At 59.3% G+C, this 18530-nt stretch carries 19 protein-coding genes; 8 read left to right on the top strand and 11 right to left on the bottom strand.

Annotation, left to right across the window (positions count from 1 at the left end; translation table 11 throughout):
- Nucleotides 1–35 precede the first annotated feature (35 nt).
- The 10 genes from GGD46_RS14285 to GGD46_RS14240 form a co-directional block, all read right to left on the bottom strand.
- Complete coding sequence (locus GGD46_RS14285) at nt 36–857, bottom strand: lytic transglycosylase domain-containing protein (protein ID WP_184704869.1); 822 nt, start codon at nt 855–857, stop codon at nt 36–38.
- 290 nt (nt 858–1147) lie between these two features.
- Nucleotides 1148–2182 (bottom strand): aspartate-semialdehyde dehydrogenase, encoded by a 1035-nt coding sequence (locus GGD46_RS14280; protein ID WP_184704867.1) that lies wholly within the window; start codon nt 2180–2182, stop codon nt 1148–1150.
- A 376-nt stretch (nt 2183–2558) separates the two neighbouring features.
- Nucleotides 2559–3068, bottom strand: a complete 510-nt coding sequence (locus tag GGD46_RS14275) for a Dps family protein (RefSeq protein WP_184704865.1) — start codon at nt 3066–3068, stop codon at nt 2559–2561.
- Between the two features lie 293 nt (nt 3069–3361).
- Entirely contained in the window at nt 3362–4111 is a 750-nt protein-coding gene (locus GGD46_RS14270) for an SDR family NAD(P)-dependent oxidoreductase (RefSeq protein ID WP_184704863.1), read from the bottom strand.
- Nucleotides 4112–4268: 157 nt separating this feature from the next.
- Nucleotides 4269–4559: an ArsR/SmtB family transcription factor gene (locus GGD46_RS14265; protein WP_184704861.1), complete on the bottom strand. Its 291-nt coding sequence runs from the start codon at nt 4557–4559 to the stop codon at nt 4269–4271.
- 167 nt (nt 4560–4726) lie between these two features.
- Nucleotides 4727–5527 carry a lipid A 1-phosphatase LpxE gene (lpxE, locus tag GGD46_RS14260; RefSeq protein WP_246806300.1) on the bottom strand — a complete coding sequence of 267 codons (801 nt, stop codon included), beginning with the start codon at nt 5525–5527 and terminating at the stop codon, nt 4727–4729.
- Nucleotides 5528–5832: 305 nt separating this feature from the next.
- The gene (leuB, locus tag GGD46_RS14255) at nt 5833–6945 is read right to left on the bottom strand and encodes a 3-isopropylmalate dehydrogenase (protein ID WP_184704859.1); all 1113 of its coding nucleotides are present in this window, start codon (nt 6943–6945) and stop codon (nt 5833–5835) included.
- A 319-nt stretch (nt 6946–7264) separates the two neighbouring features.
- Nucleotides 7265–8083 (bottom strand): sugar phosphate isomerase/epimerase family protein, encoded by an 819-nt coding sequence (locus tag GGD46_RS14250; RefSeq protein ID WP_184704857.1) that lies wholly within the window; start codon nt 8081–8083, stop codon nt 7265–7267.
- 192 nt (nt 8084–8275) lie between these two features.
- Nucleotides 8276–8884 (bottom strand): 3-isopropylmalate dehydratase small subunit, encoded by a 609-nt coding sequence (gene leuD, locus GGD46_RS14245; RefSeq protein ID WP_184704855.1) that lies wholly within the window; start codon nt 8882–8884, stop codon nt 8276–8278.
- Between the two features lie 193 nt (nt 8885–9077).
- Nucleotides 9078–9314, bottom strand: coding sequence for a hypothetical protein (locus GGD46_RS14240; protein WP_184704853.1), 237 nt, complete (start codon nt 9312–9314; stop codon nt 9078–9080).
- 111 nt (nt 9315–9425) lie between these two features.
- Between GGD46_RS14240 and GGD46_RS14235 the strand changes: the two genes are divergently transcribed.
- From GGD46_RS14235 to GGD46_RS14225, 3 genes are all read left to right on the top strand, one after another.
- On the top strand, nt 9426–10355 hold the full coding sequence (locus tag GGD46_RS14235) for a CoA ester lyase (protein WP_184704851.1): 930 nt from the start codon (nt 9426–9428) through the stop codon (nt 10353–10355).
- A 37-nt stretch (nt 10356–10392) separates the two neighbouring features.
- Nucleotides 10393–10599, top strand: coding sequence for a DUF1737 domain-containing protein (locus GGD46_RS14230; protein WP_184704849.1), 207 nt, complete (start codon nt 10393–10395; stop codon nt 10597–10599).
- A 78-nt stretch (nt 10600–10677) separates the two neighbouring features.
- Nucleotides 10678–11100, top strand: a complete 423-nt coding sequence (locus GGD46_RS14225; protein WP_184704847.1) for a hypothetical protein — start codon at nt 10678–10680, stop codon at nt 11098–11100.
- A 20-nt stretch (nt 11101–11120) separates the two neighbouring features.
- Here the strand turns inward: GGD46_RS14225 and GGD46_RS14220 are convergent, their stop codons facing one another.
- Complete coding sequence (locus tag GGD46_RS14220; protein ID WP_184704845.1) at nt 11121–11558, bottom strand: metallopeptidase family protein; 438 nt, start codon at nt 11556–11558, stop codon at nt 11121–11123.
- A gap of 163 nt (nt 11559–11721) precedes the next feature.
- Here GGD46_RS14220 and GGD46_RS33785 point away from each other — a divergent pair, with 163 nt between their 5' ends.
- The 5 genes from GGD46_RS33785 (at nt 11722) to bfr (ending at nt 18523) form a co-directional block, all read left to right on the top strand.
- Nucleotides 11722–12687, top strand: a complete 966-nt coding sequence (locus tag GGD46_RS33785) for an ImuA family protein (protein ID WP_246806299.1) — start codon at nt 11722–11724, stop codon at nt 12685–12687.
- 40 nt (nt 12688–12727) lie between these two features.
- A complete protein-coding gene (locus GGD46_RS14215) occupies nt 12728–14155 on the top strand; it encodes a Y-family DNA polymerase (protein ID WP_246806312.1) in 1428 nt (475 codons plus the stop codon).
- A complete protein-coding gene (locus GGD46_RS14210) occupies nt 14152–17619 on the top strand; it encodes an error-prone DNA polymerase (RefSeq protein WP_184704840.1) in 3468 nt (1155 codons plus the stop codon). The genes GGD46_RS14215 and GGD46_RS14210 overlap by 4 nt, the downstream gene beginning before the upstream one ends.
- A gap of 141 nt (nt 17620–17760) precedes the next feature.
- On the top strand, nt 17761–18072 hold the full coding sequence (locus tag GGD46_RS14205; RefSeq protein WP_184704838.1) for a bacterioferritin-associated ferredoxin: 312 nt from the start codon (nt 17761–17763) through the stop codon (nt 18070–18072).
- Nucleotides 18038–18523, top strand: a complete 486-nt coding sequence (gene bfr, locus GGD46_RS14200) for a bacterioferritin (protein ID WP_069611399.1) — start codon at nt 18038–18040, stop codon at nt 18521–18523. The genes GGD46_RS14205 and bfr overlap by 35 nt, the downstream gene beginning before the upstream one ends.
- The last annotated feature ends 7 nt before the right edge of the window (nt 18524–18530 follow it).

Genomic DNA, 18530 nt, shown 5'->3' with positions numbered 1-18530 from the left:
CCGGTTGCAGCGCCTTTTCGATTCAAGCGTTGAGCTTACCTGCCGTCGATCTGCTGACCGATATAGGCGATTGCCTGCTGATAGACCCTGGCGTCGTTCCAGCCGGCAATGGCAGAGAAATTCGGTTCTCCGGGCTGATAGCCGGCGCCTGGCTGCCATCCGTGACCGCGCAGGAAGTTCGCCGTCGAGGCAAGCGCGTCTGCACGTGATCCCACAAGATCGACCCGGCCGTTTCCGTCTTCATCGACGCCGTAAAGCACGACGTTTTTGGGCATGAACTGCGTCTGGCCGATTTCGCCGTGCGCCGCGCCGCGCGCCGACGGGCTGAGATAGCCTTCGCCCACGAGCTTCAGGGCGGCATAAAGCTGTTCGGTAAAGAATGCAGAACGGCGGCAGTCATAAGCAAGGGTGGAGACTGCAGAAAGCGTATGCTGGTCGCCCATATAGCTGCCGAAGCCGGTTTCCATGCCCCAGATTGCGATGATCGGGCCGGCGGGGACGCCGAAGCGCTTCTCGATCTTGGCAAAGAGCGCGGCATTGGCCTGTTTCATGCTCTTGCCGCGATTGATGATCGTCTGGCCGCCGCGCTTCTTCATGAATTCCTCAAAGGAAAGCTTGAAGCTCTTCTGGCCGCGATCGGCGCGGATGGTGGGTTGGTTGTAATGAACGTTGGCGAAGGCCTTGTCGAGGACGGAGGGGCTGACGCCCTGTCCCTGCGCTTCGCGCTTGAATTCCTGCACCCAATTCTCGAAACCGGCAGATGTGTTGCCGCAGGATGCAGCGTTTGCCGTAATCGGCATGGCGAGCAGCAGCCCGCCCGCGACGAGAGCTGCCATTCCAGACTTTGTGATGCGCATTCAGTGTCCCCGAATTCTCACCGCGCTGCTAACGCGGTAACCGTTTTTGGAAGGCGCATAAACCCGCCAATCTTCAGGCTCATGCGCGGCCTAGTCATCACTGGACCATGCCAGCATCCGACCGTCATGTCATTAATACATTTTAGCGATCAGTATTTTTGCTTCACGTGAAACAGACCGCCAAGTGTATTTGTAAAAAAGCCCCGCCTTTCGGTCCGAAATGGCGAGGCTTCCATGTAGTCTTGCTTAGCTAAACAAGGTTTATAAACCGTAAATTGGTTTAGAAATGCTTATGCAGCCTGCTTGCGCGGCTTGATCAGGCCGCGATTGACGAGCAGTTCGGCGATCTGGATGGCGTTGAGAGCGGCGCCCTTGCGCAGATTGTCGGAGACGACCCATATATTGAGACCGTTCTCGACGGTCGCATCTTCACGGATACGAGAAATATAGGTCGCATCTTCGCCGGCGGATTCGTAAGGCGTGATGTAGCCACCGTTTTCGCGCTTGTCGATGACGAGGCAGCCCGGTGCTTCGCGCAGGATGTCGCGGGCCTGATCGGCAGTGATCTCGTTTTCGAATTCGATGTTGACTGATTCCGAATGGCCGATGAAGACGGGGACGCGCACGGCCGTGCAAGTTACCTTGATCTTCGGGTCGAGCATCTTCTTGGTTTCAGCCAGGACCTTCCACTCTTCCTTGGTGTAGCCGTCTTCCATGAAGCTATCGATGTGCGGGATGACGTTGAAGGCGATGCGCTTGGTGAACTTCTTCGCCTCGATCGGGTCGGCGACGAAGACGGCGCGGGTCTGGTTGAAAAGTTCGTCCATGCCATCCTTGCCGGCGCCGGAAACGGACTGGTAGGTCGAGACGACGACGCGCTTGATCTTGGCGAAATCATGCAGCGGCTTCAGCGCGACGACGAGCTGCGCAGTCGAGCAATTCGGGTTGGCGATGATGTTGCGCTTGGTGAACTGCGTGACGGCATCCGGATTCACTTCCGGCACGATCAGCGGTACGTCGGCGTCGTAGCGCCAGGCGGAAGAGTTGTCGATGACGACGCAGCCCTGGGCGCCGATCTTCGGCGAGAACTTCTTCGAGACTTCGCCGCCGGCCGACATCAGGCAGATGTCGGTGTTGGAGAAGTCGTAGTTTTCCAGGTTGGAAACTTTCAGCGTCCGGTCGCCGAAGGAAACTTCTGTTCCCTGCGAGCGTGCGGATGCGAGCGCTACGACCTCATCGGCCGGAAAGCCGCGTTCAGACAGGATATTGAGCATTTCGCGGCCGACATTTCCGGTCGCGCCCGCTACTGCAACTTTGAAACCCATTTCTCAAGCTCTCTTTCTCTTCTCTCCTCTTGGGCGAAGGGGGGAACCGTAGCCATTACGACCGGTTCCTGTCCCCAGCCGAGCCGGGGAGAGAGCGGCAGGCCAGAGACGTCAGACGGTTTTCGTCGTCGTTTTGGCCATGGTTTTGGAAGAAACCGGAAAATAGACATCCCGCCCGGCATAACCAGCCAGGTGACTGAAGCTGTCGATCTGTTCGAAGCGAACCATGGAAGTCTTCCTTTTCCGTCGCCGGTTCTAAGATGTTTTCCACAGGAGTCAAGGATTTCCTCGCTTTTGCCGGGGCGCGTGCGAGGAAACCGAAGGCACGGCGCGCCGCCTTCAACTTATCGTGTTCGAAGGCGGCGGCTTTCTCATATCAGCGGTTGGGCTTGCGTGTGATCTCGAACAGGAACCAGGTGCGGCGTTCGGTTTCATCCAGCCAGTTTTCAAGCAGGCTCGCCGTGGCGACATCGCCATATTCGTCGCAGACGTCATGAACGGCGCGCATTTCGGCCGAAAGCCTCAGATTGTCATCCGCCAGTTCGGCAAGCATGTCCTGCGGGTCGACATACTCAGCGTCATTATCCGGGATGCGCTGGAGCTTGGCGATCTGGCCGATCGACCGCAGTGTGTTTCCGCCGATCTTGCGGGCGCGCTCTGCCATGGGGTCGGTCATCGCGAAGATCTGATCGCCGTGCTCGTCGAGGAGCAAGTGATAATCGCGGAAATGCGGGCCGCTCATGTGCCAATGAAAATTCTTGGTCTTCAGGTAGAGGGCAAAGACATCTGCCAGAAGCGCTGTCAGCGCCGCGGAAATATCGCGTGTCGCGTCTTCGCTGAGATTGGTGCGAGTACCTAATTTCGATTTGGTATTGGCGGTATTCATAAAGGCGTCCTCCGTTTGTTGTTCACGACAGCGATCGCCGGCGGATCTTAAGGGAGTTCGATGACATCAGCTGCTGCGTGGGATCGCATTGAAGACAGGGTCTGTTTATCGATGTCGCAGAGGAAATGCTCTTGGCGGCATGGTCGACTGCGCTGTTACGCGGAAAACCCGAGCAGCTTTACTAAATAGGGAAATGAGCCGGTTTGGCAATTGTCCGCTAACATACCGGCGCAGCGTGCGATTATGCCGCGCCGGAGTCACTGCCCTTGTCGGGACGGCGCTGGGATTGATGGCTACTTCAGGCCGCCACCGACATAGATGGTTTCGCCGGTCACCCAGGCGGCGTCCTGCGAAGCGAGGAAGACGGCGACCGGGGCGATGTCGGTCGGCTGGCCGAGGCGGCCAAGAGGCGTCTGGGAGACGAGATGCTTTTCGAAGTCGCTGCCGAGAAAGCCGGCGGCGACGACGCCCTCAGTCTCGACGCCGCCCGGGGCCAGGTTGTTGACCCGGATATTGCGGGGGCCGAGTTCCTTGGCGAGGATCTTGGTGATGGAATCCACGGCGGCCTTGGTTGCGGTATAAACCGAAGCGGTCGGCAGGTTCATGCTGACGGCGTTGGAGCCGATATTGATGATATTGCCGCCTTGCGGGCCGAAATGCTTGACGGCTTCCCGTGTGGTCAAAAGCGTGCCCAGCACGTTGATATTGAACTCGCGATGGAATTCCTCCTCGGTGAACTCTTCTATCGGTGCGAATTGATAGACGCCGGCATTGTTGACGAGGATGTCAACGGCGCCGAAGGCCTGTTTCGTTTCCGCAAAGAGGCGTTTGACATCTTCGGATCTAGAAACGTCGCCGTGGACAGCGAGCGCCTTGCCGCCCTTGGCCGCGATATCTGCCACCACCTTATCAGCACCTTCGCGACTCGATGCATAGTTGACCACGACAGATGCGCCCGCTTCAGCCATCGCCTTGGCGATGCCGGCGCCGATACCCTTGGATGCTCCAGTCACGATCGCGACCTTGCCTGCCAATTTGCTCATGTCATTTTCCTTCGGAAATTGTTAGATAGTTTTATGATTGTCTAACTGTTTGGCGCATGCGACCCGGAGATTGTTTCGCATCGTCACTTCGATATTTAGATAATCATCTAATTGATACAAGAGCCGAGTCAAAAATGTTTATAGGCTAACGAAATCGTCAGATCTTGGAGAGTTCGGCCATATAGGCGTTCAGCGTATCGCGGCGCAGCACGAGGCTTGCGAATTTGCCCTCGCGCTGGATCTCGATGAGCCCAGCGTTTTCAAGTTCCTTGATATGGTGCGACATGGTTGCGGCGCTGACGGCATGGCATTCGTTCAGAAGGCTGCACGGCATGGGCTGGGCGCGGCTGCCGATCGCCTTGAGCATCTGCACGCGGCGCGGCTCGGCAAGCGCCCGGGAAATCAATCCAAGCTGCCTTTCGCTCAAATGTATCGGAGCTGCATCCATGGGTTCATCATAGCGGAAGTGAAAACGAGTTGCCTGGCTCTTATGGCCTGCACGACGTCAGATATATGAATGCGCGGTGACCTTGGCAACCTTTGCTATGGGGCGGCAGATGAAGATTGCGGTGCAGCGGACCGAGGGGATTGTCGTGTCCGGTCACGCATGTGGCGTCATTCCGTGATCTGATTGAGCATTCTCTGACGGCGCGGCAGGCGCAGGCCCTGGAACATTCCGCGCTTTAACAGAGGCCATCTCGGGGTCGGCAGGCCGGCAGCGTTGATGCGGAAGAGGATACCATAGCGGGAATAGACGATGGCCGTCATGAAGGAGAACCATCCACCCAGCGCAAGGCCGGCGATGACGTCGCTCGGATAGTGTGCACCAACCATGACGCGGGTGATCCCCAGCCACAGGGCACAGGCGATGAAGATGTAGCGGTAGCGCGGAAAGAGCAGGGCAAGCGCCACAAACAGGGCGCCGATGGTCGTGGCATGGCCCGACGGGAAGCTCTCGAAGCTGGCGCGACCATTGAAGGGCGAGAAGCCGAAAGGGCCCCAATCGGCGAAATGTGTCGGGCGGGCACGACCGATGGCGCGCTTCAGCATATTGGCGAGCAGGCCCGACAGTACGATCGTCGTTAGCAGGTAGCCGCCGATCTGGCAGATCCGCAGCGCCCGGCCGCGACAGCGCGGCGAGCGCAGCAAACGGCTGGCAGCCCAGCCTTCGAAGAACAGGAAGGCGCTGACGATGATGATCCAGCCGGAATCGCCGAAATCGGTCAGCATTCCCCCGAAAAATCGAATGGTGGGAGAAAGGCTCTTCAGGGCGGCACCGACCGGCCAATCGAACAGGAGCGCAGAGAGCAGCACAATATTGGCTGTCAGAAACAGGCAGGTCTTCCAATGGCATGGCGCAAGCGCCGCATCGCTGCGTCGCCAACGCCGATCGAGAGATGCCAAGATCCCTTGCATACCCACCGCCTGATTTTATGTCCAATCAGAGATGACGCTTAACAGCGACTTGTTACAACTCTTCTAAAGAATTGTGACATGGAGGCGGATGATCGCTCATGACGCAAATTTGAGCAACTCCAGCAAAAGTATGAAGCGGTCTTGCGTCGGGAATTGCATGAAAACAAAGAGATAGAGCGTTTTCATGGCTCCGTCTGGAACGGAAATGCTCTGGTCTAGCTCGCCACAACGAAAAGCCCCGCTCTTCGGGTGAAGGGCGGGGCGCATGTTTCACGTGAAATATAGTAGGCGATTTATGGCGGAGATTATGCCGACAGGGCCTTGAACTCGGCGAGGATGGCGTCGCCCATTTCGGCGGTGCCGACCTGGCGGCTGCCAGCCGACATGATGTCGCCGGTGCGGATGCCGCTGTCGAGCACGTTGGCGATCGCCTTTTCCAGCGCATCGGCTTCGGCAACCATGCCGAAGGAGTAGCGCAGGCACATGGCGAAGGAGGCGATCATGGCGATCGGGTTGGCAATGCCCTTGCCGGCGATATCAGGTGCCGAGCCATGCACGGGCTCATAGAGCGCCTTGCGCTTGCCGGTCTTGGCGTCGGGGGCGCCGAGCGAAGCCGACGGCAGCATGCCGAGCGAGCCGGTGAGCATGGCCGCAACGTCGGACAGCATGTCGCCGAACAGGTTGTCCGTGACGATGACGTCGAACTGCTTCGGCTGGCGCACGAGCTGCATCCCGCCGGCGTCAGCGAGCATGTGCTCAAGCTGCACGTCGGAATATTTTTCCTTATGCGTGGCGGTGACGACCTGGTTCCAGAGCACGCCCGACTTCATGACGTTGCGCTTTTCCATCGAGCAGACGCGGTTGTTGCGGGTGCGCGCCAGTTCGAAGGCGACGCCGGCGATGCGCTCGATCTCGTAGGTATCGTAGACCTGGGTGTCGATGCCGCGCTTCTGGCCGTTGCCGAGATCGATGATTTCCTTCGGCTCGCCGAAATAGACGCCGCCGGTGAGTTCGCGAACGATGAGGATATCGAGGCCTTCGACCAGCTCCGGTTTCAGCGAGGAGGCGGATGCCAGCGCCGGATAGCAGATGGCCGGACGCAGGTTGGCGAACAGCTTGAGATCCTTGCGCAGGCGCAGCAGGCCGGCTTCCGGGCGCACTTCATAAGGAACCGCATCCCACTTCGGACCACCGACGGCGCCGAAGAGCACGGCGTCAGCGGCCATCGCCTTTTCCATATCGGCATCGGAGATCGCCGCGCCATGCGCATCATAGGCGCAACCGCCGACAAGGCCTTCATCCGTAACGAAGCCGGTATTCTTCGCCTCGTTCATATAGGCGATAATCTTACGGACTTCGCCCATGGCCTCGGGGCCGATGCCGTCGCCCGGCAGAAGGAAGAGATTGCGCACTGTCATGGGAAAGCCTCCGCGAGAGAAAAGTTGCGGGGTTTTTAGACCTGCAAATGCGGCTTTTCAAGCGAGGAAGGGGCCGAAACGGTACGGTTCTCGGGCTTTTGAGAGCAGCCATCCGCCCTCGCCCTTCGAGACGGCCTTCTAGGCCTCCTCAGGGTGAGGGCTACCTTTTCTGCTCGGTCATGTCCGCTCCAATCCTTCGACAGGCTCTGGATGAGGGTGGGTAAGTTATAAGCTGGGCGAGAGGATGAGCCCTCATGGTGAGGAGGCCCAAAGGGCCGTCTCGAACCATGAGCGCGGGTGGTTTGCTTTGCCTTATGCTTTATTCGGCCAGACCCAGCGAAGTGAGGTAGGCGGCGGATGCCGGGATCTTCGACTTGTCCTTGATCTCGATGATCAGACGCGGGTTGCTGTCGAGCTTGGCAAGGGCGGCAAAGACGGCGCGCCAGTGGATGTTGCCTTCGCCGAGGCTCCAGTGACGGTCGGCATAGCCGTCCGCATCCTGCAGGTGGATATGCTGCAGGCGGTTGCCGGCGGCGTGGACGTAATAGTCGACCGGCGGCGCGCCCGTATAGCCATGGGCATAATGGGCATGGCCCGTGTCGATCGAAACGGCGACGGCCGGCGAATTGAAGCTGTCAGCAAGGCCGACGCGGATATGGGGATCCTTGTCCTCGATATTCTCGATGACCATGGTGAGCCCGATGTCTTCGGCACGCTTGACGGCTTCCTTCAGCGTCTGATGCGTATATTCGATGATCCTCTCGCGCTCGCCCTTGTTGTTGTCGAGGTTGTTGTAGGACCAAGACGTATAGGGGCTATGGATGACCATCTGCGTAGCGCCGATATTGGCGCAGACGTCGAGTGCCTGCAGCAGGCGCTTGGAAACGACGGCGCGGATGTCGGGATCCTGTGAGGCGATGATGAAGCCCCAGAACGGGCCGTGGATGCCGAGGCGCCCCTGATGGCCGTCGAGCAGCTTGCGGGCACGCTCGGCAAGCGGAGCCCAGTCGCCGTTGAGGATTTCGGCTTCGACGAAGCTCTGCAGCTCCAGATCGCGCGGCTTTTCGAGCAGCCAGTTGCGATGGGTTTCGACGTCGTCAAGCGTCATGGCGGCGCCAACAATAGGAAGGGAGGTCATGGGGAGGCTCCATTGCGTGGAGAGGAATTGGGGTGGGAGAGAGGCCAGAGGGCCTCGGCAGGCCTATATGGACCTGCTTCTTGTCGAACATATTACAGCGGGTGAAAAGGTACGTCTTTTCAAAAGACTAAAAACAAAAAAAGCCGGGCTATAAGGCCCGGCTTTGAAACGCAAACGATGATGATAAACCGATCAGGCGGCCCAGGGGCGCGATGCGGTGTTCGTCTTTTCGAAATCGTTGATCGCGGAGGATTTTTCCAGCGTCAGGCCGATATCGTCGAGGCCGTTCAGCAGGCAGTGGCGCTTGAACTCGTCGAGTTCGAACTTCAGCGAGCCGCCATCCGGGCCGGTGATTTCGAGGTTTTCCAGATCGATCGTCAGGATGGCGTTGGAGCCGCGCGAGGCGTCGTCCATCAGCTTGTCGAGATCTTCCTGGCTGACCTTGATCGGCAGGATGCCGTTCTTGAAGCAGTTGTTGTAGAAAATATCGGCGAAGCTGGTCGAGATGACGCAGCGGATGCCGAAATCGAGCAACGCCCACGGCGCATGCTCGCGCGAGGAACCGCAGCCGAAATTGTCGCCGGCGACGAGGATCTTGGCGTTCTGATAGGCCGGCTTGTTCAGCACGAAATCTTCATTCGGCGAACCATCTTCGTTGTAGCGGGCTTCAGCGAAGAGCCCTTTGCCGAGGCCGGTGCGCTTGATGGTCTTCAGATAATCCTTCGGGATGATCATGTCGGTATCGACATTGACGACCGGGAGGGGCGCTGCGACGCCGGTCAACTTCACGAACTTGTCCATGGGGTCCTGCCTTCATTCTCGTCTAAGCACGAATTATCCTGCCAATAGAGCAAATCCGGCCCGAAATGAAGGAGAATCTTGGACGTGCTCTAAAACGTGGCGCTTTGGCCGCGCCAGCCCGGCAGGACAGGCCTTAATCGGGCAAGCGGATTCGGCGGCAGGCATAGCAGGCCGCCCTACCCTGCCTTCGACCTCAGAGATCGATGATCGTGCCGCGACCGTCGTTCCAGATGCGCATTTCGCGCTGGCTGTTCGTCTTCGCCTTGGCATGCACCGGTGCCGGCTTCATGCGCAGCGAAATCGCGCGGGCGGCCATGAGCACGGTCAGGATGCCACCGACAGCGAGCGTCAGCGAAACAGTGAACAGCGCCATAGCTGCGAAGACGGTGATACCGGCAAGCGCAATGAACACGGAACGGATATTTTGCATGGTCGAGACCTCTCTACTCACAGCAATGTGGTCCTCATCTCTGTCATCTGCAAGAGGAGCATGGCTTTTTGTTGACTTGCCTGCTGATTAAAAGCGCGGCAAAACGGCACTATGAGCGAATTTTCCCCTTCCCGTCCCGCCCGCCTGCGTCGTTCGGTCTTGAGCGTTCCCGCCATCAACCGCCGTGCGCTGGACAAGCTTTCGAGCCTCGATTGCGATGCAGTCATCTTCGATCTCGAGGATTCCGTCTCGCCGGAGAAGAAGGCGGAGGCACGCGAGAACTTGCGGGCCTTTTTCGCTGCGACACCGCTTCTAGGTAGGGAGCGGATCATCCGCATCAATGCACTTTCCTCCAATTTCGGCGCTGACGACCTGGCGCTGGTCGTGGAGCTGGAGCCGGATGCGGTGCTGCTGCCGAAGGTGGACGAGCCGCAGGACGTGACCGGCGTCAGCGACCGGCTTGCGGAAGCCGATGCGCCGGAAGACTTACGTATCTGGGCGATGATCGAGACGCCGCGCGGCATCCTGAATGCAGCTGCGATCGCCGAGGCCGGGCGCACGGCGGGCAGCAGGCTCGATTGCTTCGTCGTCGGCCTCAACGACCTCAGGAAGGAAACGGGCGTGCCGCCGCAACCGGGGCGCAGTTATCTTGTGCCCTGGCTGATGCAGGTGGTGCTGGCCGTCAGCGCCTATGGGCTCGAGGCTATCGACAGCGTTTTCAACGACTTCAAGAATGCCGGGGAATTCGAGGCCGAATGCGGCCAGGGCCACAGCATGGGCTTTGCCGGCAAGATGCTGATCCATCCGAACCAGATCGAGGCCGCCAACCGGCATTTCGGCCCCGATGAAGCCGCCATTGCCGAGGCCGAGGCCATCATATCAGCCTTTGCCGAACCGGGTGCCGAAACTCTCAATGTCGTGAACCTCGGCGGGCGGATGGTGGAGCGGCTGCACCTTGTCCAGGCGGAGAGACTCGTCCATAAAGCTCGCCTGATCGAGCAGCGCCATGGCGCAGTTGTAGCGCCTCGCACCGACGCCTGATGGTCGGATTGTCTGGCCAAACAAGAAAGATGCCTTGATGAAACTCTACCGCTTCCTCACCGGCCCCGATGACGCATCCTTCTGCCACAAGGTGAGCGCGGCGCTAAACAAGGGCTGGGAACTATACGGCTCGCCGACCTATGGCTTCAATGCCTCGAGCGGCCGGATGGAATGCGGCCAGGCCGTCGTCAAGGACGTGGCCGGCAAGGATTACGATCCGGACATGAAGCTTTCGGAGCAGTAATCCATCGAAACTGCATTAGCGGCCAAATATCGACTGCTGATCTTGCCATCTCTCCATTCGTGTCTTCAAGGCTTCAAGTTGATTGATATCTCAGATGCGTTTCGCGATGCGCTCAAGTTAAAGGGCAGCTGGAACCAGATATTGTTCTCAACGCTATTGGCGTCATTGGGAGAGAAGGTGCCAGATGGCTGCACGGATTGGGAAGACGGTGTCGAAAATTGGGGAGTGGTATTCAACGGCGAGGAAGTAATTTCTTTCGTTTGCGAACCAATTCCTATTGCTTTCGTCAAAAGGAGATTCTCGAAAGATCTCAATGCCATTATGAATCGCTTCGGTGTCATTCATGTTGATGCCGAAGAGTTCGATGCGGAAATCTATAGAGTCGATAAAACTATACTTAAGGATGTATTTGTAGATGTGACGGATGTTGTCGATTATAAATGCATTAGCCTTAAGGATATTTGGTATGCAACAGTCACTATGCCAGTTCGCAAAGATTGATCAAGTGTGAGCTGGATTCCTCACCGATCCGTCGCTTCCTCGGCGCTCGCCTCGATGCGCTCCATGTCCTCGTCGCTCAGGCCGAAATGGTGGCCGATTTCGTGGATCAGGACATGGGTGATGATGTCGCCGAGGGTTTCCTCGTTTTCAGCCCAGTAATCGATGATCGGCCGGCGGTAGAGGCGGATCTTGTTCGGCATATCCCCGGTCTGGGCGGTGAAACGCTCAGAGATGCCGCGGCCCTCGAAAAGGCCGAGCAGGTCGAAGGGGGTTTCCAGCGCCATATCCTCGAAGACCTCGTCATCGGGAAAATCCTCGATGAGAATGATGAGGTTGCCGGTGAGCGAGCGAAATTCGTCCGGCAGGTGGCTATAAGCCTCCATAGCCAGAGATTCGAATGTGCTGATTGAGGGCGCGTGGCGGTCCCGCCAATCCTCGCCCTGGTCAATGCGAGCCATGAATGCTTCCTTCCTTGGCTGGTCATATAGAGACTTTGCGCAGCTTTTACGAGAGCGGATTCAAGCGAAGGAATATTTTCTTATGAAATGGTGTTGACTCTTTTACCAAGCTCTGGAATCCATAAGAACATAACAGGAACATTGCCAATATGGAGTGAACGTCATGGCCGAGGCTGCCGTGGCGCGGGAAACGCTTTTTGCCCTGCGTGAAACCATTGCGAGACTGGAAGGCAGGCCGATCCCGGCACTGGCTGCAGCGGCGCATGAAAGGCTGGCGGACAAGCCGGCTACACGGGGGGCAGGTCTTGTGAAGCCCCTGCCCGAGCAGCCTGTTCTTGCGACCGGGGTCGAGGATCTCGATGCCGCGATGCAGGGCGGTCTGCCGCTCGATGCGCTGACGGAGATCCGCTCGCTCGGCCTGCGCGATGCCGGGTCGGCCAGCGGCTTTGCCCTTGCGCTTGCCGCGCGGCTGCATGCGCAGGCGCTAAGCGCAGACGCGGCCATCTCTCCGATCCTGTGGATCGGCGACACGGTCGCCACGATGGAAGCTGGCCTGCCCTATGCCATCGGTCTCAGAGATTTCGGGTTGGAGCCGGCGGCCTTCCTGCAGGCTTCGCCACGCAAGCTGGAGGAAGCGCTCTGGCTGGCGGAAGCGGCCCTTGGCAGTGCGGCCTTTGCCGTCGTCATTCTGGAAGTGCGCGGCAATCCCTCGCGTTTCGGTCTGACCGAGAGCCGGCGGCTGGCGTTGAGGGCCAAGGCGGCGGGGCGGCCCTTGTTTCTGTTGCGACAGGGAGGCGAGGAGGAGGCGAGCAGCGCCCTCTTCCGCTTTTCCGTCGAACCCGCGCCGGCGCCGGCGCGGCCCCTGCCGGATGGATCGGTGCTTGGCGGCAGCATCGGTCACCCGGCCTTTCGTCTGACCTTGGAAAAGAGCCGCAACCCGGCGCCTCTTTCCATAACCCTGGAGTGGAATGCCCATGACCGCCGCTTTGCCCCTGTCTCCGACATTCAATGCCCTGCCTTTCCCGGCGAACACGCAGCGCATTCTGGCGCTGACCTTCCCGCATCTGCCGACCGATCGCATCGCGCGCAAGCGCTGGGGTCTGTCCTGGCGTTCGACAGGCAGGCTTGAAACGCCGCCGCTGGTCTGTGCCGGCAAGTTCAACAATGCCATGCGGCTGACTGCGCTCAATGAGCGGGCAGAGATGATCGGCCTGAAGCCGGGCCAGGGCGTGGCCGAAGCCAAGGCGATCTGCCCTACCCTCGATATCGTCGAGGAGGATCCGGCGGCGGACCGCAAGCTTCTGGAAGCGATCGCCGACTGGTGCGATCGCTATACGCCGCTAGTGGCGATCGATGGCAAGGACGGTCTGTTTCTCGACATTACCGGCTGTGCTCATCTCTTCGGCGGCGAAGAGGCGCTGCTCGAGGACGTCTTGATCCGGATTTCCCGGTTGGGGCTCGATGTGCGCGGCGCCATTTCCTCCGCGCCCGGCCTGTCCTGGGCAGTCGCCCGTTTCGAGGACAGCCGTGTTGTACCCCCGGAGGCGATGGAAGAGGCCCTGGCGCCGTTGCCGGTGGCCTCCTTAAGGCTCGGCGAGGAGATCGTTGCGGCCTTGCAGAAGATGGGCCTAAAGCAGGTGGGCGATCTTCTGGTTGCACCGCGTGCGCCGCTTGCCCGCCGTTTCGGCGCGCAGCTGCTGTTGCGGCTCGATCAGGCGGTCGGTCTCGTCGAAGAGCCGATCTCGCCGCGCCGGCCGGTCGCGCAATTGTCGGCCGAGCGCCGTCTGGCCGAGCCGGTGCAAGCGGAAGCCGATCTTCTGGAGCTCGCCCGGCAGCTCGCCGAAGCGCTGAAGCCGGGACTGGAGGCGCGCGGTGTCGGCGGCCGTTCCTTCGAGCTTCTGCTCTTCCGGGTCGATGGCGCGGTCTTCCGCATTGCCGCCGGCGCATCGCAGCCGCTGCGGGAGCCGGGCCGGGTCGCCAAGCTGTTCACGGAGCGCTTCACCGCCATTCATGACGATCTCGATGTCGGCTATGGTTTCGAGATCGTCCGTCTCAACGTGCTGCAGCATGCGGCCTTCGATGCAATGCAGGGCGATTTCGTCGGCGAAGGCCGGCAAGATAGCTCGCTTGCCGCCTTTGTCGATCGCGTGGCCGCCCGGCTGGGACCGGATTGCATCCAGGGGTTCGAGCTGCGCCAGAGCCATATTCCCGAGCGGGCTTCCCGGCCGGTGCCGGCCATGCATGTGCTTGCCGCTCATAGACGGACGGGCAGCGACCATGCCGGCCGCGGTTTTTTCCGCAGCGAGCGGCCGTTGCGGCTGTTTCGCACGCCGGAGCTGGTCGAAACCGTCGCTGCCGAAGTGCCTGACGGTCCTCCCCGGCAATTCCGTTGGCGGCGCGTCATGCACCGGGTGCAGCGGGCAGAGGGGCCGGAACGGCTCTCGGCGGAATGGTGGCTTGAGGAAAAGGAGGAGCCCGCCCGCGACTATTTCCAGATCGAGGATGAAGAAGGTCATCGCTTCTGGCTGTTCCGCAAGGGTCTTTATGGCCGGGGCGGAACGGGACCGGATTGGTACATGCATGGGGTCTTCGCATGAACGCGCGCCCGAGTTTTCACGAATCCGTGCCCTTCTGCGAGATCGGGGTGAGAACGAACTTCTCCTTTCTCGAGGGGGCTTCGCATCCGGAAGAGATGGTAATACAGGCCGCCCTCCTGAAGCTCTCCGGATTTGGGATTGCCGACCGCAATTCGGTTGCAGGCGTGGTCAAGGCGCATGCACATACCAAGGTACTCTGGGCGGAGTATGAGAGGACCATCAAGGAAAACCTCGAATGCCGGGCCAACGGAAAACCGGAAAAGCCGCTCCTGAAGCCGGTTCCTTTCCAACCCGGTGCCCGTCTGGTGTTCTCGGATGGCACGCCCGACATTCTTGCCTATCCGCAAAACCGCAAGGGCTGGGCGCATCTCTGCCGGCTGCTCAGTGCCGGCAATCTATGGGGCGAGAAAGGCACCTGCATTCTCCATGAAAGCGACCTCATGGAGTGGGGCGACGAGATGATGCTGGCGCTCGTTCCCGATGCTGATAGCGTCGAGACGCCGGAGGGGCAGGCAAAGCTGGAACAATGCCTGGCGCGATTGTGGGCCCGTTTCGGCCGCAAATTCCACATGGTCCTGTCGCCGGCCTATGACGGCCGGGATCGGCTGGTCTTCGCCACGCTCTCCATCATCGCATTGCGCAACGGCGTGCGGCTGATTGCCAGCAACCAGCCGCTCTATCACGCGACCGAGCGCAAACCGCTTGCCGATATCGTCGTATCGATCCGCGAGCATGTGCCGATTGCCGAGGCCGGCTTCAAACTGGCGGCCAATGCCGAGCGTTATATGAAGGGCGCGGCGGAAATGATGCGCCTTTTCAGGGATTATCCAAAAGCGATCGCCAATACGCAGAAGTTTTTTAACCGGCTTTCTTTCTCGCTGGATGAGCTGAAGCACAATTATCCCGATGAAAGCATTGAAGGCGAAACTGTTGCGGAGACGCTGGAGCGGTTGACGTGGGAGGGGGCGAGATCGCGCTTTCCTGATGAGATCCCGCCAAAGGTCTCGATGCAGATCGAGCATGAACTCAAGCTCATTCGGGAGCGGCAATATGAGCCTTATTTCCTGACGGTGTACCGGATCATGGAATTTGCCCGCAGTGCGAATATCCTATGCCAGGGACGGGGATCGGCCGCTAATTCGACGGTCTGCTATTGCCTCCGGATTACCGAGGTCAATCCCGAACTAACAAGCTTGCTCTTCGAGCGCTTCATCTCGACGGAGCGAGAAGAGCCACCTGATATCGACGTCGATTTCGAGCACGAGAAACGTGAAGAGGTCATCCAATTCATCTACAGACATTACAAAAAGGAGCATGCCGGGCTGACGGCGGCGGTCACCAGCTATCGGGCGCGTTCGGCCGGCCGCGAAGTGGCCAAGGCCTTCGGTCTGTCGGAGGATGTGCAGTCTGCCCTTGCAAGCGGTGTCTGGGGCTGGTCGACGGAGAAACTGTCCGAGCGCGAAGCGAAGATTGCCGGCCTCGATCTTAAGGACAAGACGACGCGGAATGTCCTTTCCTATGCCACGACGCTGATGGGGTTTCCGCGGCATTTGACCCAGCATGTCGGCGGCTTCGTCATTACCCGGGATCGGCTGGATGAGGTCGTGCCGATCATGCATACGGCGATGGACGATCGTTACATGATCGAGTGGAACAAGGACGATCTCGATAATCTCAACATATTGAAGATCGACGTGCTTGCGCTTGGCATGTTGACCTGTCTCGCCAAAGCCTTCGATCTGCTGTTGCTGCATTACGATGTGAAGAAGGAACTCGCCGATCTCGGGAGTAAGGAATATCCGGACGGCAAGCCAGTCTATGACATGATCTGCCGCGCTGACACGATCGGCGTTTTCCAGATCGAAAGCCGGGCGCAGATGAGCATGCTGCCGCGTCTGCGGCCTCGCAGATTCTATGATCTGGTCATCGAGGTGGCGATCGTCCGACCCGGCCCCATCCAGGGCAATATGGTGCATCCTTACCTCAAACGGCGGGATGATGACCTTCATAACCGGCCGATTGAATACCACCGCCCGGAATTGAAGGCGGTCTTGGAAAGAACCTTGGGAGTGCCTCTGTTTCAGGAACAAGCGATGCAGATCGCCATCACGGCTGCTGGATTTTCGCCTGCCAAGGCTGATCGGCTGCGTCGATCGATGGCGACGTTCAAGCGAACAGGAAAGGTGGATGAATTCAAGCAGGACATGGTCTCGGGCATGACCGCAAACGGTTACCCTCAAGATTTTGCCGAACGTTGCTTCAGCCAGATCGAAGGCTTCGGCGAATATGGCTTTCCCGAAAGCCATGCGGCGTCCTTCGCGCTACTCGTTTACGCCTCTTCCTGGCTCAAGACTTATTATCCCGATGTCTTCTGCGCGGCGATCCTCAATGCCCAGCCGATGGGTTTTTATGCGCCGGCGCAGCTTGTGCGCGATGCGCGCGAGCATGGCGTCGAGGTTCGGCCGGTGGATGTCAATCGTTCGAGCTGGGATTGCCTGCTGGAGAAGGCGCGTTTCGATCCGGGCGCGGTCGAGCGGCGCCACGCGTCGATGCGCGACGATATCAAGACGCAATGTGCCGTCCGTCTCGGCTTCCGGCAGGTCAAAGGTCTGTCGGATAAGGAGATAGAACTGCTTGTCACGCGCCGCGGCGATGGCTATCGGTCCGTGCGTGATCTCTGGCTGCGCTCCGGGCTTGCCAAGGCGCAGATCGAGCGTCTGGCGGATGCGGATGCGTTCGGCTCTATCGGGCTTACGCGACGCGACGCGTTATGGGCGGTGCGGGCGCTCGATGCCGGCAGTGCTGCCGAAAAACTTCCCCTCTTCGATCTCAGCGATCATACGGAGCTGCAGGTCGAGCCGGCGGTTACGCTGCCTGAAATGCTGCCCGGCGAGCAAGTGATCGAGGATTACCGCTATCTGTCGCTGTCGCTGAAGGCGCATCCGGTTTCCTTCCTGCGTGGCGATTTCGCGCGGCAGGGCATCGCGCAGAGCCGAGATCTGTCCAATATCGCCAGCGGCCGGATGGTGACGGTTGCCGGGCTGGTGCTGGTGCGCCAGCGGCCGGGCTCGGCCAATGGGGTGATCTTCATGACGCTGGAAGACGAAACGGGCGTCGCCAATGCGATCGTCTGGCCGAAGAAATTCGAGAAATACCGCACCATCGTCATGGGGGCGCGGCTGGTGAAGATCCGCGGGCGCCTGCAGAGCGAAAGCGGCGTCATCCATGTGGTGGCCGATCATATCGAGGACATGACGCCGGCGCTCGGCATTCTCCAGCGCGAGGCAAGGCGCTTCGGTGTCAGCGACCGCGCAGATGAAGCGCTGCGTCCGACCATGGATCACAGGCAGAAGCAGAAACCTGTCTTATCGCCGCCTGTGCCCGGTGCTGCGGCAGCGGCGGAAGGCCGCAGCAATGGTGTGGAAACCGCAAGAGTCATGCCGCGGGGCCGCAATTTTCATTAGGAATCCGCCTTTCGCCTCTCAGGGGCGGAAGGCAGGTTGCCCCTGGGTGGATCAAAACGAATCGTTTCTTTCTTGACAAAGGGCGTCTTCTTTAGCAGATAACAAGACAGCGGATGTCATGTTTGACGGGCTGAGCGAAGAATGCTGGTTTGCAGTTGTAATTACATCACCGACAAGGAAATCCGGGAGGTCATCACAGAACTCCTCGATCAGGACTGTTGGCAGCTCATCGTCCCGGCAAAAGTTTATCACGCCATGTCGAAGCGCGGTCGCTGCTGCGGCTGTTTCCCGAATGTGGTTGATATCATTATTAAGACAACCGAGGATTATCACGCCCGTCGCCACTCGACGGAAGCTGAAATATTTGATTTCATGTCCCGCCTGAAGAAATTCCACGAAGAAAACAGGAGAGCGGACATTGAAAGGCGACAAAAAAGTCATCGAGCGGCTTAACGAGGCGCTGTTCCTCGAGCTTGGCGCAGTTAACCAATATTGGGTTCACTACCGACTCCTCGAGGACTGGGGCTACACCAAGCTCGCCAAAAAAGAGCGTGCCGAATCCATCGAAGAGATGCAGCACGCCGACCGTCTCGTTGCACGCATCATCTTCCTCGAAGGCCATCCGAACCTGCAGACGCTGGCGCCGCTGCGCATCGGCCAGAACGTCAAGGAAGTGCTTGAAGCCGATCTCGCAGGCGAATACGACGCCCGCACCGCCTACAAGAAGTCACGCGATATCTGTCACGATGCCGGCGACTATGTCTCGATGAAGCTCTTCGAAGAGCTGCTGGCGGACGAGGAAGGCCATATCGACTTCCTGGAAACCCAGCTTGAGCTTCTCGGAAAGATCGGCGAGGCCAAGTACGGCCAGCTCAACGCCGACTCCGCGGATTCCGCAGAATAATAATTGC

The sequence above is a fragment of the Martinezella lusitana genome, assembly GCF_014207095.1.
Taxonomy (GTDB): Bacteria; Pseudomonadota; Alphaproteobacteria; order Rhizobiales; family Rhizobiaceae; genus Rhizobium; species Rhizobium lusitanum_B.
This window is presented reverse-complemented; position numbering and strand designations above follow the sequence as displayed.

Bases quoted from the DNA above. Each gene is read 5' to 3' on its own strand.
- GGD46_RS14285 (WP_184704869.1), bottom strand. From the start codon at position 857: ATGCGCATCACAAAGTCTGGAATGGCAGCTCTCGTCGCGGGCGGGCTG.
- GGD46_RS14280 (WP_184704867.1), bottom strand. From the start codon at position 2,182: ATGGGTTTCAAAGTTGCAGTAGCGGGCGCGACCGGAAATGTCGGCCGC.
- GGD46_RS14275 (WP_184704865.1), bottom strand. From the start codon at position 3,068: ATGAATACCGCCAATACCAAATCGAAATTAGGTACTCGCACCAATCTC.
- GGD46_RS14270 (WP_184704863.1), bottom strand. From the start codon at position 4,111: ATGAGCAAATTGGCAGGCAAGGTCGCGATCGTGACTGGAGCATCCAAG.
- GGD46_RS14265 (WP_184704861.1), bottom strand. From the start codon at position 4,559: ATGGATGCAGCTCCGATACATTTGAGCGAAAGGCAGCTTGGATTGATT.
- lpxE (WP_246806300.1), bottom strand. From the start codon at position 5,527: ATGCAAGGGATCTTGGCATCTCTCGATCGGCGTTGGCGACGCAGCGAT.
- leuB (WP_184704859.1), bottom strand. From the start codon at position 6,945: ATGACAGTGCGCAATCTCTTCCTTCTGCCGGGCGACGGCATCGGCCCC.
- GGD46_RS14250 (WP_184704857.1), bottom strand. From the start codon at position 8,083: ATGACCTCCCTTCCTATTGTTGGCGCCGCCATGACGCTTGACGACGTC.
- leuD (WP_184704855.1), bottom strand. From the start codon at position 8,884: ATGGACAAGTTCGTGAAGTTGACCGGCGTCGCAGCGCCCCTCCCGGTC.
- GGD46_RS14240 (WP_184704853.1), bottom strand. From the start codon at position 9,314: ATGCAAAATATCCGTTCCGTGTTCATTGCGCTTGCCGGTATCACCGTC.
- GGD46_RS14235 (WP_184704851.1), top strand. From the start codon at position 9,426: ATGAGCGAATTTTCCCCTTCCCGTCCCGCCCGCCTGCGTCGTTCGGTC.
- GGD46_RS14230 (WP_184704849.1), top strand. From the start codon at position 10,393: ATGAAACTCTACCGCTTCCTCACCGGCCCCGATGACGCATCCTTCTGC.
- GGD46_RS14220 (WP_184704845.1), bottom strand. From the start codon at position 11,558: ATGGCTCGCATTGACCAGGGCGAGGATTGGCGGGACCGCCACGCGCCC.
- GGD46_RS33785 (WP_246806299.1), top strand. From the start codon at position 11,722: ATGGCCGAGGCTGCCGTGGCGCGGGAAACGCTTTTTGCCCTGCGTGAA.
- GGD46_RS14215 (WP_246806312.1), top strand. From the start codon at position 12,728: ATGCGGCTGACTGCGCTCAATGAGCGGGCAGAGATGATCGGCCTGAAG.
- GGD46_RS14210 (WP_184704840.1), top strand. From the start codon at position 14,152: ATGAACGCGCGCCCGAGTTTTCACGAATCCGTGCCCTTCTGCGAGATC.
- GGD46_RS14205 (WP_184704838.1), top strand. From the start codon at position 17,761: ATGCTGGTTTGCAGTTGTAATTACATCACCGACAAGGAAATCCGGGAG.